Source organism: Faecalibacterium duncaniae (assembly GCF_010509575.1).
Lineage (GTDB): Bacteria > Bacillota > Clostridia > Oscillospirales > Ruminococcaceae > Faecalibacterium > Faecalibacterium duncaniae.
Genome location: NZ_CP048437.1, coordinates 2907135 through 2921663, shown reverse-complemented (window position 1 = coordinate 2921663; position 14529 = coordinate 2907135). Strand labels below are relative to the sequence as shown.

General features: G+C 59.8%; 12 protein-coding genes and 2 tRNA genes. 9 read left to right on the top strand and 5 right to left on the bottom strand.

Features of this window, described 5'->3' with window-relative positions; all coding sequences use genetic code 11:
* Positions 1-16 precede the first annotated feature (16 nt).
* From GXM22_RS14095 to GXM22_RS14085, 3 genes are read left to right on the top strand one after another with little or no spacing between them, the layout of a single operon-like run.
* The gene (locus GXM22_RS14095) at positions 17-1315 is read left to right on the top strand and encodes a DUF1015 domain-containing protein (RefSeq protein ID WP_005934693.1); all 1299 of its coding nucleotides are present in this window, start codon (positions 17-19) and stop codon (positions 1313-1315) included.
* Positions 1312-3237 (top strand): DEAD/DEAH box helicase, encoded by a 1926-nt coding sequence (locus GXM22_RS14090; RefSeq protein ID WP_005934692.1) that lies wholly within the window; start codon positions 1312-1314, stop codon positions 3235-3237. The genes GXM22_RS14095 and GXM22_RS14090 overlap by 4 nt, the downstream gene beginning before the upstream one ends.
* A complete protein-coding gene (locus GXM22_RS14085) occupies positions 3227-4072 on the top strand; it encodes a putative RNA methyltransferase (RefSeq protein ID WP_005934691.1) in 846 nt (281 codons plus the stop codon). Before GXM22_RS14090 ends, GXM22_RS14085 begins: the two co-directional genes overlap by 11 nt.
* A gap of 61 nt (positions 4073-4133) precedes the next feature.
* On the opposite strand, the gene GXM22_RS14080 is transcribed toward GXM22_RS14085, so the two are convergent.
* The 3 genes from GXM22_RS14080 to GXM22_RS14070 all read right to left on the bottom strand — a co-directional run bounded on the left by GXM22_RS14080 (position 4134) and on the right by GXM22_RS14070 (position 8183).
* Complete coding sequence (locus tag GXM22_RS14080) at positions 4134-5504, bottom strand: sodium-dependent transporter (RefSeq protein ID WP_035394632.1); 1371 nt, start codon at positions 5502-5504, stop codon at positions 4134-4136.
* Positions 5505-5623: 119 nt separating this feature from the next.
* A complete protein-coding gene (locus GXM22_RS14075) occupies positions 5624-7171 on the bottom strand; it encodes a lipase family protein (protein ID WP_005934689.1) in 1548 nt (515 codons plus the stop codon).
* A gap of 136 nt (positions 7172-7307) precedes the next feature.
* A complete protein-coding gene (locus tag GXM22_RS14070; protein WP_035394629.1) occupies positions 7308-8183 on the bottom strand; it encodes a LysR family transcriptional regulator in 876 nt (291 codons plus the stop codon).
* Between the two features lie 247 nt (positions 8184-8430).
* Between GXM22_RS14070 and GXM22_RS14065 the strand changes: the two genes are divergently transcribed.
* Complete coding sequence (locus tag GXM22_RS14065; protein WP_099357275.1) at positions 8431-9177, top strand: TraX family protein; 747 nt, start codon at positions 8431-8433, stop codon at positions 9175-9177.
* 101 nt (positions 9178-9278) lie between these two features.
* Here the strand turns inward: GXM22_RS14065 and GXM22_RS14060 are convergent.
* Positions 9279-9372, bottom strand: a tRNA-Ser gene (locus GXM22_RS14060).
* 33 nt (positions 9373-9405) lie between these two features.
* A tRNA-Ser gene (locus tag GXM22_RS14055) sits at positions 9406-9493 on the bottom strand.
* A 230-nt stretch (positions 9494-9723) separates the two neighbouring features.
* On the opposite strand from GXM22_RS14055, the gene GXM22_RS14050 reads away from it, so the two are divergent.
* From GXM22_RS14050 to GXM22_RS14030, 5 genes are all read left to right on the top strand, one after another.
* On the top strand, positions 9724-10353 hold the full coding sequence (locus GXM22_RS14050) for a LexA family protein (RefSeq protein ID WP_005934683.1): 630 nt from the start codon (positions 9724-9726) through the stop codon (positions 10351-10353).
* 79 nt (positions 10354-10432) lie between these two features.
* Positions 10433-11791: a putative DNA modification/repair radical SAM protein gene (locus GXM22_RS14045; RefSeq protein ID WP_035394627.1), complete on the top strand. Its 1359-nt coding sequence runs from the start codon at positions 10433-10435 to the stop codon at positions 11789-11791.
* Complete coding sequence (locus GXM22_RS14040; protein ID WP_005934681.1) at positions 11770-12564, top strand: TIGR03915 family putative DNA repair protein; 795 nt, start codon at positions 11770-11772, stop codon at positions 12562-12564. The genes GXM22_RS14045 and GXM22_RS14040 overlap by 22 nt, the downstream gene beginning before the upstream one ends.
* On the top strand, positions 12561-13625 hold the full coding sequence (locus GXM22_RS14035; RefSeq protein ID WP_005934680.1) for a hypothetical protein: 1065 nt from the start codon (positions 12561-12563) through the stop codon (positions 13623-13625). The genes GXM22_RS14040 and GXM22_RS14035 overlap by 4 nt, the downstream gene beginning before the upstream one ends.
* 162 nt (positions 13626-13787) lie before the next feature.
* A complete protein-coding gene (locus GXM22_RS14030; RefSeq protein WP_005934679.1) occupies positions 13788-14264 on the top strand; it encodes a peptidylprolyl isomerase in 477 nt (158 codons plus the stop codon).
* Positions 14265-14529: the final 265 nt, after the last annotated feature.

The following is a 14529-nucleotide window of genomic DNA, read 5'->3' as shown; positions in this document are numbered from 1 at the left end:
GAGGGAGGGAAGTATTATGAACAAAACACCCTGTTTTTCCCCGGCGCACATCCTGCTGCCGTCGGAACAGATCCCGGTGGGGCAGTGGGGCTGTGTGGCCTGCGATCAGTTCACCAGTGACCGCTCCTATTGGGAAAAGGCTGCGCAGGCCGCCGCAGGCGGCCCCAGTACACTGGACCTGATCCTGCCAGAGGTCTATCTGGAAGAGGATGACGTGGATGCAAGGATCAGCGCCATCCATGCGGCCATGGACGATTATACCCGGAACGTGCTGACCCGCGCGGTGGACGGCTTCATTTATGTGGAGCGCACCGAGCAGAGCGGCCGGGTGCGGCAGGGCCTTGTGGGCAAGATCGACCTGGAGGCATACAGCTATGCCGAGGGTGCGGTGCCTGCCATCCGCCCCAGTGAGCACACCGTGGAAAGCCGCATCCCGCCCCGCATGGCGGTGCGCCGGGGGGCAAGGCTGGAAACGCCCCATATTATGATGCTGGCCGATGACCCCGGCTGCACCCTCATCGAGCCCATCGGCGAGAAAAAGGAGCAGCTGCGCAAGGTCTACGAGGGCGACCTGATGCTGAACGGCGGCCACATTGCCGGCTGGGCAGTGGAAGATCCCGCCCTGCTGGCCCAGATCGACAGCGCCCTGAACGCTCTGGGCAGCCAGGAGGCCTTTGATGCCCGGTATCCCCAGGCAAAGGGCGGCGCGCCCCTGACGCTGGCCGTGGGCGACGGCAACCATTCGCTGGCTTCCGCCAAGGCCTGCTGGGAGGAGCTGAAAAAGACCCTGACCCCGGAGCAGCAGCTGACCCACCCGGCCCGCTGGTGCCTGGCTGAGGTCTGCAATGTCCACTCTCCGGCCATTGAGATCGAGCCCATCCACCGCGTCCTCTTCAATGTGGACTGCGGTGCTGTGCTGCTGGCCCTCATCGCGTGGAGCGATTCCCACGCGGCAGGCATCTGCTTCGGCGATGCAAAACAGCAGTCCTTTACGCTGGCAGGCCCCCATGTGGCCAATGTGCTCAGCTTTGAACATCCCGTTGCCCCGCTGACCGTGGGCACCATTGACGCATTCATTGAGTATTTCATGGCCCGCCACATCGAGGCCCGGGTGGATTATGTCCACGATGAGCCCGCTGTCCGCGCCCTGTGCAGGCAGGGGGGTGTGGCTTTCCTGATGCCGCCCTTTGAGAAGAGCGATCTGTTCAAGGGCATCGTTATGGGTGGTGTGCTGCCCCGCAAGACCTTCAGCATGGGGCACGCAGAGGAAAAGCGCTATTATATGGAATGCAGAAACATTTTAGGTGAAGAATGACATTTAACGAACTGAATCTTTCCGCGCCTGTGCTGCGTGCTGTGGCACAGGCGGGCTATGAATCCCCCTCGCCCATTCAGGCAGCGGCCATTCCGCCGGTGCTGGCCGGGAGGGACTTGATGGGCTGCGCCCAGACGGGTACCGGCAAGACGGCTGCCTTTGCGCTGCCCATGCTCGACCGCCTGACTGCCAGCGCGCCCCGCAAAAAGGGTGCCATCCGCGCCCTGATCCTGACTCCTACCCGGGAGCTGGCTTTGCAGATCGGCGAGAGCTTTGAAGCCTACGGCAAGTATCTGACCCTGCGCAGCACCGTCATCTTTGGCGGTGTGGGTCAGGCTCCGCAGGTCGCAGCCCTGAAAAAGGGCGTGGACATCCTCATTGCCTGCCCGGGCCGCTTGAACGACCTGGTGGGGCAGGGGCTGCTGGACCTCTCCAACATTGAGATCTTTGTTCTGGACGAAGCCGACCGGATGCTGGATATGGGCTTTGTCCACGACGTGAAAAAGGTGATCGCCAAGCTGCCCAGGCAGCGCCAGAACCTGATGTTCAGCGCCACCATGCCCAAGGAGATCGAGCAGCTGGCCGCAGGCATCCTGCATGATCCGGCCTTTGTCAAGGTGGACCCGGTGTCCAGCACGGTGGACCGCATCCAGCAGAGCCTGTATTTTGTGGAGAAGGGCAACAAGAAGTTCCTGCTGCCCTGGCTCATCAAAAACCTGAAGCCTGAGGTGGTGAACGCGCTGGTGTTCAGCCGCACCAAGCACGGGGCCGATAAGATCGCAAAAGACCTGAACAAGCAGGGCATCCCCGCTGCCGCCATCCACGGCAACAAGAGCCAGACCGCCCGTGTGACGGCGCTGGAGGATTTCAAGGCGGGCAAGACCCGGGTGCTGGTGGCGACCGATATCGCCGCCCGCGGCATTGACATCAGCGAGCTGTCCCATGTGTTCAACTACGACCTGCCCGAGGTGCCCGAGACCTACGTCCACCGCATTGGCCGCACGGCCCGTGCCGGTGCCGACGGCACTGCCGTCAGCTTCTGCGCCCCGGAGGAAAAGGAATATCTGGCCGGGATCGAAAAGCTGAACCGCCGCCAGATCCCGGTTGTCTCCGGCCACCCCTGGGACGGCGTGCCTGCCCCTGTCAAGGCTGCGCCCCCGGTGCGGGGCAAAAAGCCCAAGGCGGAAGCAGAGCAGCCGGAAAAGCCTGTGAAGGCAGAGAAGCCTGCCAAAGCAGAAAAGGCAGCCAAGGCCGAAAAGCCCGCTGTCCCCAAGAAGGAAAAAGCGGCTGCAAAACAGCCCAGCCCCAAGAATACCGAACCGAAAGAAGGAACATCCATGGAGGAAAACCAGAAGCGCACTTCCGGCGGACGCAGTGAGAACCGCCGCTCCAATAACAGCCGCACTCGCCGCGAGGGCAATGCCCCGCAGCCGGCCAACCGCGGCAGCAACGCCCAGCCCAAATTCGACCCCCACTTTGTGAGCGCCCCGGAGGCTACCCCACTGCGCCCGGTCAAAAAGGCTCCGGCTGCGCAGCCTGCCGCAAAGCAGACTGCTCCGGCCCAGAACGGCCAGCGTCAGCGCGGCGGTCAGCCTGCCCGTGCCGAGCAGCGCACCGACCGCAATGATCCGCGCACCGAGCAGCGGGCAGAGCGGAATGCGCGCAATGCCCGCCCGGCCCAGAACAGCCAGAGCCAGCAGGGCAGCCGCAATGCGGCGCAGAGCAGCCGTCCGGCCCGCCCCGCCAAGAGCGAGGCACCCCGCGGCCGCAGCCGGAACGCCGCCCCCGCACGGGACGAGGACCCGGGCCTAATGCTGATCAGCCGCCGCCCGCCCCAGCAGAAGTTCACCAACTTTGAAGAGTATATGACCGCCCACGGCGGTGCCACCGCACCCATTGAGGATCACACCGATGAAACCTGAGCCGTTTGCCCCCTGGCAGTGCCCGCTCTGCGGCGAACCCCTGACCGGGGACACTGCCCTGAAATGCGGCAGGAACCACAGCTTTGACCGGGCGAAAGAGGGGTACTGGCACCTGCTGCCGGTGCAGAGTATGCGCACCAAGGCCCCGGGTGACAGCAAAGAGATGGTCGCCGCCCGCCGTGCCTTCCTGAACGCCGGGTATTACGGCATCTTCGGCCGGGCGTTGGGGGAACTGTGCCTTGCGTACGGCGCTTCCGCCGGGGCAGATGCACCGCTCCATCTGCTGGATGCGGGCTGCGGCGAGGGCTGGTACGACCGCTGCATTGCACAGGCCTTTGCACAGGCGGGCCAGTCGGTGCAGCTGGCGGGCTTTGATATCGCAAAGCCTGCGGTGCGTCTGGCCGCAAAGGCACTGCCTGCCGCAAAATACGCGGTGGCATCCAGTTTTGCCCAGCCTGTCCGCACCGGATGGGCCGACCTGCTGCTCAACTGCTTCTCGCCCTTTGCGCAGGAAGAGTTCCGGCGCGTGCTGCGCCCGGGCGGACGGATAATCTATGTTGTGCCCGGTGCAGAGCACCTCTACCAGATGAAGGCTGTCCTCTACGACACGCCCTACAAGAACCCGGTGCAGGAGGTGGCCTATGAGGGCTTCCGCCCCATCGGGGAGCGGGAAGTCTCGGGCAGCATCACGGTGCCTGCCGGGCAGCTGGAGGCGCTGTTCGCCATGACCCCCTATTACTGGAAAACGCCACGGGATGGCGCGGCCCGCCTGGCCGCCCTGCCCGAGCTGACCACGGACATCGCGTTCCGCTTCCTCGTGTTTGAAAAAGAATGATCGAAAAGCCCCCGGCCTGTGAGGATACAGGCCGGGGGCTTTTTGCGTGCAGAAAACAGGGTCACATTGCGATCCAGCCCAGTGCGTTGGCGACCGAGCTGGCCAGGATGATGGCCGCGAAGATGGGGCAGAGATACCGGAGCATAAAGTTGAACACCGGTTTGCGGCGGAAGGGCTGACCTTCCCGTGTGACCTCTTCCTCGATCTTTTCCACGCCGACGATTCGGGAGACCAGCAGGCAGGTGGCAATGGCCGCAATGGGCATCATCACCGAGTTGGTCAGGAAGTCGAAGAAATCGAGGAACTGCATCCCGAACACGGTCACACTGGCAAGGGGGCCGTAGCCCAGCGCGGAAAGGCTGCCCAGTGTGATCATAATACAGCCGATGAGGATGGTGGAGCGGGTGCGGTCCCAGCCCAACTCGTCCTCAAAGGTAGAAACAGCACTCTCGGTCAGGGCAATGGAGCTGGTGAGGGCTGCGAACAGCACCAGCACAAAGAAGAGCACGCCTACGGCAGTGCCCATGCCCATGCTGGCAAAGACCTTGGGGATGGTAATGAACATCAGGGCCGGGCCCGCCTGCAGGGTGTCAGGGTCGCCGCCCGAAAAAGCGAACACGGCGGGAATGATCATCAGGCCCGCCATGATGGCAATGGCGGTGTCGAAGATCTCCACATTTTCCGTGGACTGCTCAATGGACACGTTCTTTTTCATGTAGGAACCAAAGGTCACCAGGATGCCCATGGCAATGGAGAGGGAGTAGAACATCTGCCCCATGGCGGAAACCACGGTCATCCATGAGAAGTTGGCCGGGTTGGGCACCAGAAAATACTTTACACCTGCCAGTGCGCCGGGCCGTGTGACCGAGTAGACGGCAATGACCACCGAGAGCACCACCAGCACCGGCATCATCACCTTGGAAACGCGCTCCACGCCGTTGCGCACACCCGCAAAGATGATGCCCAGCGTGATAAAGGTGAACAGCAGGAACGCGATCTCGGCCAGCAGACCGTTGGAGATGAAGCCGGAGAAATACCCGTCCGATGCCAGCGCGCTGCCGTGGCCGGTGAGATACTGGGCCAGATAGTGGATGACCCATCCGCCGATGACCGAATAATAGGGAACGATCAGGATGGGGATGACGGCGTTGATCCAGCCGCCGAACGCCAGCCCCTTCCCCTTGCCAAAATGGCTGTAAGCGCCCACCGGGCTTTTGCGGGTCATCCGGCCCAGCGCCGTTTCGGCAATGATCATGGTGTAGCCAAAGGTGACAGCCAGCAGGATGTAGATGAGCAGAAAAATGCCGCCGCCGTATTTTGCGGCCAGATACGGGAAGCGCCAGATGTTTCCCAACCCGACCGACGCACCGGCGGCGGACAGCACGAATCCGAGTTTGCCGGAAAACGCACTGCGCTTGTGTTGAGTTTCCATGTTTTTTTCCTCTTTTCCAGTTGATAAAATCAAGTGTAACATAGAAAAAACGGGATTTCAACGAATCGCAGGCGTTTCACCGGTGGAGAGATTTCAGGCGGAAGGTGAAGAAAAGTGAATCACTTTCGGGTAAAGGGCTCCATACCGTGCTCCTCGGGGGCGTAGTATTCCATCAGGGAAATGTAGTTTTCCGGGTGGTGGCAGAACGCCGCGCGCAGAACGCTGTCCAGCTCGCCCCGGGCGGTGAGCAGGCGGATGATGTACTGGGCCACCATCTGCACCACATCGGTCTCAATGCCGTAGCACAGGCCGACCGCCAGCACCGGGATAAGGATCTGCCGGGCCAGCAGGGGCACGTTCTGGCCGTACCGCTCAAGGATGGGGCGGCTCATGGTGGAGGCGGCCCAGACGCTGCCCACGATCTGCCAGTAATCGATCTCTTTCATGTGGGAAAGGCTCTGCAGCCGCTCCACGATCTCACCGTCGCTGAGGATGTAGCCATCGACCACCTCTTTTTCGGAGCGGATAAAGGCACACTGGATCATGTCCATGATGGCGGCTTCGTATTTCTGGTGGAAATTTTCCCGGGAAACGCAGAACTTGGCCACGATGTCGATGAGGGCACTGGTGTCCTCGGCGGTGGCAAGACTGCTGATCACCAGCGGCGTGGGGCCGAATGCCGCCCCCAGTGCGTCCAGGTCGGCCAGCTCTTCGGCATTCCGGGTGGCGGGCAGAAAGCGGTCGCAGCCGTTGCGGTGGTAGCCCCAGGCAGCGGGCAGCACCCGGGCCACCGCGTCGCCGCTGGAAATGATGCTGAAGATGTTGCTCTCGGGCCAGTTTTCCAGCAGGGTTCCGTCCGGGGCGTGATTGGCATCGAAATCCTGCTGCAGGTCAGGCCGGTCGGCGGCAGTCAGGGCCGCAGGCACCGCAAAGCCGTAGGCATAGATGTTCTCCCGCCCCAGCTGGGGCAGCTCCCGGGCGATCTTTGCCGCCAGCAGATTTGCAATGATGGAACCGCGGCTGTAGCCGCCCAGCCAGAGCTTGAAGGTGCCGCCCTGCCCTGCCCGGGCCAGATAGGCCTTGAGGGACGCAAACACCGCCGCCACAGGCGTGACAAAACCGGTGTGCGCGCTGGTATCACCTGTGTGGAAGTTGCTGGCCCACTCGCCGCCATAGCCGCCGCCCCGCAGGACAAGCGCCACAAGGGTGGTACGCTGGCCGTTCAGGGTCAGGGTCTTGCGGGCCAGCGAGTAGCCCACAAAGTCTCCGGCCCGGCCGGTGTCGAGATCGTAATTGTAGAACAGCGCGTCCTCAAAGCCCAGGGCCTCGTAGGCGGCGGCAATGTGGGCTTCCCGCCCCACAGAGCCGTTGACCCAGTATTCCGCATCGCTGGCCACGGTGTTGGCCGCAGCGCAGACCAGACCCAGCGTTGCCAGCGCCAGCTGGTGGTCATATTGGGTGGCCGGGTGGGCGAAAAAGCTGTCGGAATAATAGAACGCGTGGGTCAGGTCACAGCCGCTCAGGTCGCTGCGGATGCCGATGGTGTAGCGGCCATCCGGCACTGCATGGCCCACGGAACTCTGCCCGGCGGCCTGGACCATCAGCCCGGGCAGCAAAGTGCTGCCGGCCGCAAACCCCAGCACCTTGCAAAAACTTCTTCGATCCATAATTTTTCCCCTCAAAAACCAGAATGGATTTTTTCTTAGTATACCGTATCCCGGGCGGGGATACAATCCAAAGTTTTCCGGGCGGCAAAAAACGGGCCGGTGTTGCGCACACCGGCCCGTTATGTTACACTGTTGTTCAGTCCAGATCCTTGCAGTACTCCACGATGTGGTGGAACATCTGCTCCACGGCGGGAGCCATGGCGGTGGGGCGCTGGACGGCCAGACCCACCACGCGGTCCTCTTCGGGCTCGATGGGGTAGATCTTGACTGCTGCCGTGCAGTTGCGCAGCAGCATCCGGGGCATGATGGAAATACCCAGGCCTGCCTCGACCATGGCAATGTTCGACTGGTCGTCGATGACATGGCAGCGGCGCTCCGTTGAGAGGGAATACTTCTTGAGGAACTGACGCATCTCCGCGTCGGTGGCATCCCACTGCACCACAAAGTTCTGCCCGTTCATCAGGGCGGGGGTCATCACGCCGTTGGGCGGCTCGGGCCAGTCCATGGGGGTGATGCAGAGCAGCGGCTCGTGGAACAGCTCGGTCAGAACAAACTCCTCCCGGCAGTTGTTGGAGAGGAAGGCAATGTCCACCTGACCGGTGCGCAGCCACTCCTTGACATCATCGTAGGTGCCCTGATAGACCTCGACTTCGATCTGGGGGTAGTGGGCCATAAAGCCCTTGAGGATGCTGGGCAGCAGCCCGGAGCAGATCGAGTTGAAGGCACCCAACTTGACCTTGCCCTTTTCCAGGCCGTTCAGGCGGGCAATGCTCTGCTGCAGGGCCTCGTCGCTGTTCAGCACCGCACGGATGGAGGGGTACAGCGAAGCGCCGTAGCTGGTCATGGTAACGCCGTTTTTGCCGCGATTGAATAAGGTAAAGCCCAGCTCAGCCTCCATTACGGCGATGGCGTGGCTGATGGCTGAGGGGGTCAGATGCAGCTGCTGAGCCGCCTTGTTAAAGCTGCCCTGCCGTGCAACTGCGTCGAAAATCTCATAAGAAAACAGCGTCATTCCCAATGCCTCCTTCCGGTCTGATCTGGTTCGGAGACGCTCGATCCTCTGTGAATCTTTTTCATCTTTGGTTTGAGATAGTTCAATTATCTTCTTGATTTTACTATCCCGCGCCCGTCCTGTCAAGCATTTTGGGCGGATTTGTGCACGCTCTGTGTAGATTTTGCCGCAACAGACGGAGGAAATGCCACCTTTCCTCCGTTATAGTTCTTATAACGATTTTTTACAAACTGACCGAGGTGTTTTTATGACCGCACTTTCCCCGCGCTGCAGTTTCAGCGGCACCGCTCTTAAAACCATTGCCTGCATCACCATGCTGGTGGACCACATCGGCGCGTCCTGTATCGAGGCAGGCCTTTTGCTGCCGGAGCTGGAAACGGGAGAAGTTTCCGGTGGCGCATGGAATCAGATTTCGTTGTATCAGCTGGACAGAGTCCTGCGCTTCACCGGACGGCTGGCTTTTCCCATCTTCTGTTTTTTGCTGGTGGAGGGCTTTGTACATACCCACGATGTGAAAAAATACGTCCGGAGGCTGTTCCTGTTTGCCCTCATCAGTGAGGTGCCCTTTGACCTTGCGTTTTTCCGCACGCCCTTTGCACTGGACCATCAGAATGTTTACTGGACGCTGGCGCTGGGCGTGCTGGCCATGGCAGGTCTGAAGCATTTTGAAAAGCCGGACGGCTCTGCCAGCTGGAAAGGGCTCTTGTGTGCGGCAGGCTGCACGCTTGCGGCGCTTCTGGCTTGTACGGACTACGACGGTAGCGGTGTGCTCATCATCTGTGCGCTGTACCTGACCCGTGGCGACCGCAAGCGGCAGTGCATCGTGGGAGCGCTGCTGTTTTTGTTCGAGCTCACCGCCCCGCTGGCTTTTGTGCTGGTCTGGTTCTACAACGGGCAGCGGGGCGCGTGCAGTCCGCTGCAAAAGAAGGCTTTTTACTGGTTCTACCCCGTGCACCTGAGCGTGCTGGCTGCGGTGACGAATCTGATCTTGTAATAGAAAGGCCGCTTTCACGGAACGAATTCCGAGGAGGCGGCCTTTTGGTTTCTGAAAATGGAAAAAGCCCGGTGATTTCAAAGAATCATCGAGCTTTTTCTTGGCGGAGTAGGAGGGATTTGAACCCTCGCGCCGTTGTTTAGACGACCTACGCCCTTAGCAGGGGCGCCTCTTCGGCCTCTTGAGTACTACTCCAGAGCAAAGTGTGTTGCACTTATTCAATAAAAATGGCGGAGAGAGTGGGATTCGAACCCACGGTACGTTGCCGTACGGCAGTTTTCAAGACTGCTTCCTTAAACCACTCGGACATCTCTCCTCGTGGGCACCCGCACACGCCGTACCGAATGCCTATTTAATTTACCAGATTTCAGCGGCGCTGTCAAGCCTAAAATCAAAATTTCCGCTCGTTGTGCGCATTTTTGTGCGGAGCGACAACTTTTCTTCGAGAAAAAGCGGGATTTCCTCTTTACTGAAACATCTTTTTGTTGTATAATAAATACAGATAAAACCTTACCGGACCCGGTACAAGCAGAGGAGTGTTGAACAATGTCGTTTCCGGAGCTGTTACGGCAATGCCGAAAGCAAAAGCACATGAGCCAGGCGGAGCTTGCTTCCCTGTTGGGTGTGACCCAGCAGGCCGTGGGCAAATGGGAGAGCGGAAAGAGCTCCCCGGACCCCACCACCGTGGCAAAGCTGGCGGAGATCCTGGACACGACCGCGGACTATCTGTTGGGTCTGTTCGACCCCACCGCGGAGGGCCAGACCGAAGAGCGCTTCTTCGGCAGCTATGTGTACAGCCTGATCCCTGTCATCGGCACGGTCAAGGCGGGCTACGGCGCGCTGGCCTATGAGGAAGACTACGGCAAGGAGTATGCCCGGGTCAAGGACCCTTCCAGCTACTTCTATCTCGTTGTGCGCGGCGACAGCATGGAGCCCCGCATCCACGATGGTGACCTTGCCCTGGTGCACCGTCAGGACACGCTGGAAAACGGCGACCTGGGCGTGTTGATCTACGGCGACGAGGGCGAGGGTACCCTCAAGCGCTACCTCCAGCGCGGCAACTGCGTGGTGCTGCAGCCCTTCAACCCGGCCTATAAGGAAATGGTCATCAAGGGCGAGGAGCTCAACCACCTGCACATTGCAGGCCGTGTGGTGGAGACCAAGGCGAAGTGGTAAAAACGCCCCACCAGCGCCTGAAAAAGAAAAGCCATCCAGTATGGCTTTCTTTTTTATCCCCATTTTTTGGAGGTGTCCCATGGAACAGAGCCTGATGGATAAGCTGACGATCCTGGCGGACAGCGCAAAATATGATGTGGCCTGTACCTCCAGCGGTGCTTCCAGGGCAGCAGGAGCGGGCGGGGTCGGCAGCTGTTACGCCCCGGGATGCTGCCACGCCTTTACTGCCGATGGCCGCTGTGTCAGCCTGCTGAAGGTGCTGATGACCAACTGCTGCTCCTTCGATTGCAGCTACTGCGTCAACCGCAAGTCCAACGATGTGCCCCGGGCCACCTTCACCCCCCGGGAGCTGGCCGAGCTGACCATTGAATTCTACCGCCGCAACTACATCGAGGGTCTGTTCCTTTCCAGTGCCGTGCTGGTGAGCCCGGACTATACCACCGAGCGGATGCTGGCGGTTCTGCGCCTGCTGCGGGGGGAGTACCGTTTCGGCGGCTACATCCACGCCAAGGCCATTCCCGGCACCAGCCCGGAGCTGCTGGAACAGCTGGGCTTTCTGGCCGACCGCCTGAGTGTGAACATTGAGCTGCCCAGTGAGCGCAGCCTGAACCTGCTGGCTCCGGACAAAGGGCGGCACTCCATTTTCCGGCCCATGAAGCAGATCGCGGTGGAGGGGGCCGCCAACCGGGAAGAGGTGGCGCTCTACCGCAAGGCCCCCAGATTTGCCCCGGCGGGCCAGAGCACCCAGATGATCGTGGGTGCTTCCCCGGAAACGGATTATCACATCCTGCAATTAACGGAAGGATTATATAATAAGTATCACCTGAAACGGGTATTTTACTCCGCCTACATCCCTGTGACCGAGGACACCCGCCTGCCCGCGCTGGACACCAAGCCGCCGCTGCTGCGGGAGCATCGGCTCTATCAGGCAGACTGGCTGCTCCGCTTTTACGAGTTCAAGGCAGAGGAACTTCTGGACAGGGACAACCCCAACTTCAACCCCTATCTGGACCCCAAGTGCAACTGGGCGGTGCAGCATTACGGGCTGTTCCCGGTGGACGTGAACCGCGCCCCCTTTGAGATGCTGCTGCGGGTGCCGGGTATCGGCCCCAAGAGCGCCCGGCGCATCTGGCACGCCCGCAAACAGGCCGCGCTGGGGCTGGACGAGCTCAAGCGGATGGGCGTGGTGCTCAAGCGGGCACAGTATTTCATCACCTGCCGGGGCTTTGCGGGGGCGCACCCGGGCCGCGGCAGCGCCGGGCGGGAGCGCATCACCCGGGCGCTCATCGACCCCAACGTATTCAGCGGCGGGGTGGAGCAGCTGAGCATGTTCAGCCCGCCCGCCGTGGATCGGCTGGTGGAGCAGGGCGTGCCGCCCCGCACAGCCCAGAAAATGGTGCGGGAGGAGGCAGTGCAATGTCTGGCCAGAGCCCTGTAAGCCCTGCCCGGAAGCTCCACGATGCCGACGTGGTCTACCTCTATGATGGCAGCTTCGAGGGCTTTCTCTGCTGTGTGTTTGAGAGCTTTGCCCAGCATGAGCTGCCCTTCGCGATCTGGACTCCGGAGCGGGAGACGGCTACCCTCTACCCTGTGAAGGAGATCCCCACTGACCGCGCAAAGGCCCGGCGGGTCTTTGCCAGCTTCCGCGCCAAGCTGGGCGAAGAGACGGAATTCCTCGTCACCCGGGATTTTCTCTCGGGCTGGGAGGATAAGGAGCTGCGGATCATCCGATTTCTGCATCTGGCCTTTGCGCTGGGGCCAGGCACCGTCAAGCGGCGGGGTCACCCGGAGGTGGCTCCGCTCTACCAGATGAAGCAGAGCCTGGACTGGGAAGTGGACAAGTTTCAGGGCTTTGTCCGTTTTCAGGAGCACGATGGGATGCTGGGTGCAGTCATCCACCCCAAAAACTATATCCTACCCCTCCTGCGCGGGCATTTCTGTGCCCGCTTCCCGGAGGAGAACTTCCTGATCTATGATGCTGTCCATCAGGCGGTGCTGCTGTACCAGAACCACAAGGCTCAGCTCATGGAGCTGGCCGAACCCCTCACCCTGCCCCCACCTGATGAAAAGGAGCAGCAGTTTCAGGAGCTCTGGCGGCAGTTCTACAAAACGCTGGAGATCAAGGCCCGCCACAACGAAAAGGGCCGTATGACCCACTGCCCCAAACGCTTTTGGGCGGATATGACCGAAATGAAAGAGGAATTGAAATGAAAACGGAAACAAAGACCGGACGCTGGAAATATGCGGCCATCGTGCTAATTGTGACCCTGCTGGTGGGGCTGTTCTGGAGTTATGTAAAAAACGGGCCGAAGGGCGAAATCTATCTCTACGGAGAAGAACACAGCAAGCAGAGCATTCTCGACAAGGAACTTTCCATCTGGGGCGAGTATTACGAAAAAGGAATGCGGGATCTGTTTGTGGAATTCCCGTATACGGATGCACAATTTCTGAACCTGTGGATGCAGGCCGACGATGATGAATTGCTGGATCTGCAGTTCAAGGACTGGGGAGGCACAGAAGGCGGCACCGAGGTCGAGAAGAATTTTCTGAAACAGATCAAGGAGCAGTACCCGGAAACCGTGTTCCACGGCACCGACGTGGGCCATACCTGGGAAAGCACCGGGCCGCGGTATCTGGCCTATCTGGAAGCCAATGGGCAGAAGGACAGCGAAGAGTACCGGCGTGCGCAGGAAAACATGGAACAGGGCAAACGGTACTATGAGATCAAGGCGACGGATGAAGCGTCTTCGGTCCGATACCGGGAGGATCGGATGGTGGAGAACTTCCGGCGCAGCTATCAGGAGCTGGAAGCGGTACGCCGCACCGATATCATGGGGATCTATGGAAGTACACATGTTGTGGAGTCGGAGTATCGGAACTCGGACTTTCGCATGGCAAAACAGTTGAGCGAGAACTATGGGGAACATCTCCATACCAAAGATCTGACGCAGGAACCGGAACGGATCGACGCGCTGGAAGTCAACGGAAAGACCTACACAGCATCCTATTTCGGTGAGCAGGATATTTCGATGGTAAAGGGCTACAAGATCCGAAAGTTCTGGCGGTTGGAAGACGCATACGAGGACTTCAAGAATCTGCCGACACCCCGTGAGATTCTGCCAGCCGACAACTACCCTGTAAAAATCCAGGCTGGGCAGGTGTTTGCTGTGGAGTACCTGATGTCGGATGGATCGACCGAGTGGAAGTATTATATCTCGGACGGCACAGTACAGAACGGCCAACTCATCACAAAGCGGATGAAGATGGAATAAGCAGGCTCCCGGCCCCGGAACTTTGACGAATTTACAAAAAGGTTGCATCTGCGTGGTTGAAACCCGCAAAACCTATGGTATACTATAAGGGATATCCGGGCAGACATTTCTGCCCCACACACCCCCGCTGCGGGGTCAACACAAAAGGAGTATTGTAGCGTTATGGTTCGCATTACTATGGAAGACGGCGGCATCATCGACATTGAGCTGAATGAGGAAGTCGCCCCCATCACCTGTGAGAATTTCAAGAAGCTGGTCAGCGAGGGCTTCTATAACGGCCTGACCTTCCACCGTGTCATCCCCGGCTTTATGATCCAGGGCGGCTGCCCGCTGGGCAACGGCACCGGCGGCCCGGGCTGGAACATCAAGGGCGAGTTCGCTGCAAACGGTGTGAACAACCCCATCAAGCATACCCGCGGCGTGATCAGCATGGCCCGCAGCATGAACCCCAACAGCGCCGGCAGCCAGTTCTTCATCATGCACAAGGACGCTCCCCATCTGGACGGCCAGTATGCCGCTTTCGGCAAGGTCGTTGCTGGAATGGAGGTCGTGGATAAGATCGCTTCCGTCCGCACCGACTGGAACGATAAGCCCACCACCCCCGTCAAGATGAAGACAGTTGAGCTCATCGAGGGCTGATCTTCTGCGCTTCTGTCCCACATCGCCTGCCCATGAAGTGCCCCGTCAAGGAGACAAAAAAATAATATAAGATTTTTGTTCGCCGTTTCCACAAGGGAACGGCGAATTTTTTGTGCAAATCGGCGTTAGGACGCTCGATTCATGGCACGGACGTGAGCTTGCAGCGTCCAACACGGGACATTCTTTTGATATTTTACTTCCGCTGTATCGTGATTGTTCTTGCCTGACATGAAAATACCCCCAGAGTACGCAGAGTTTTCTTTTT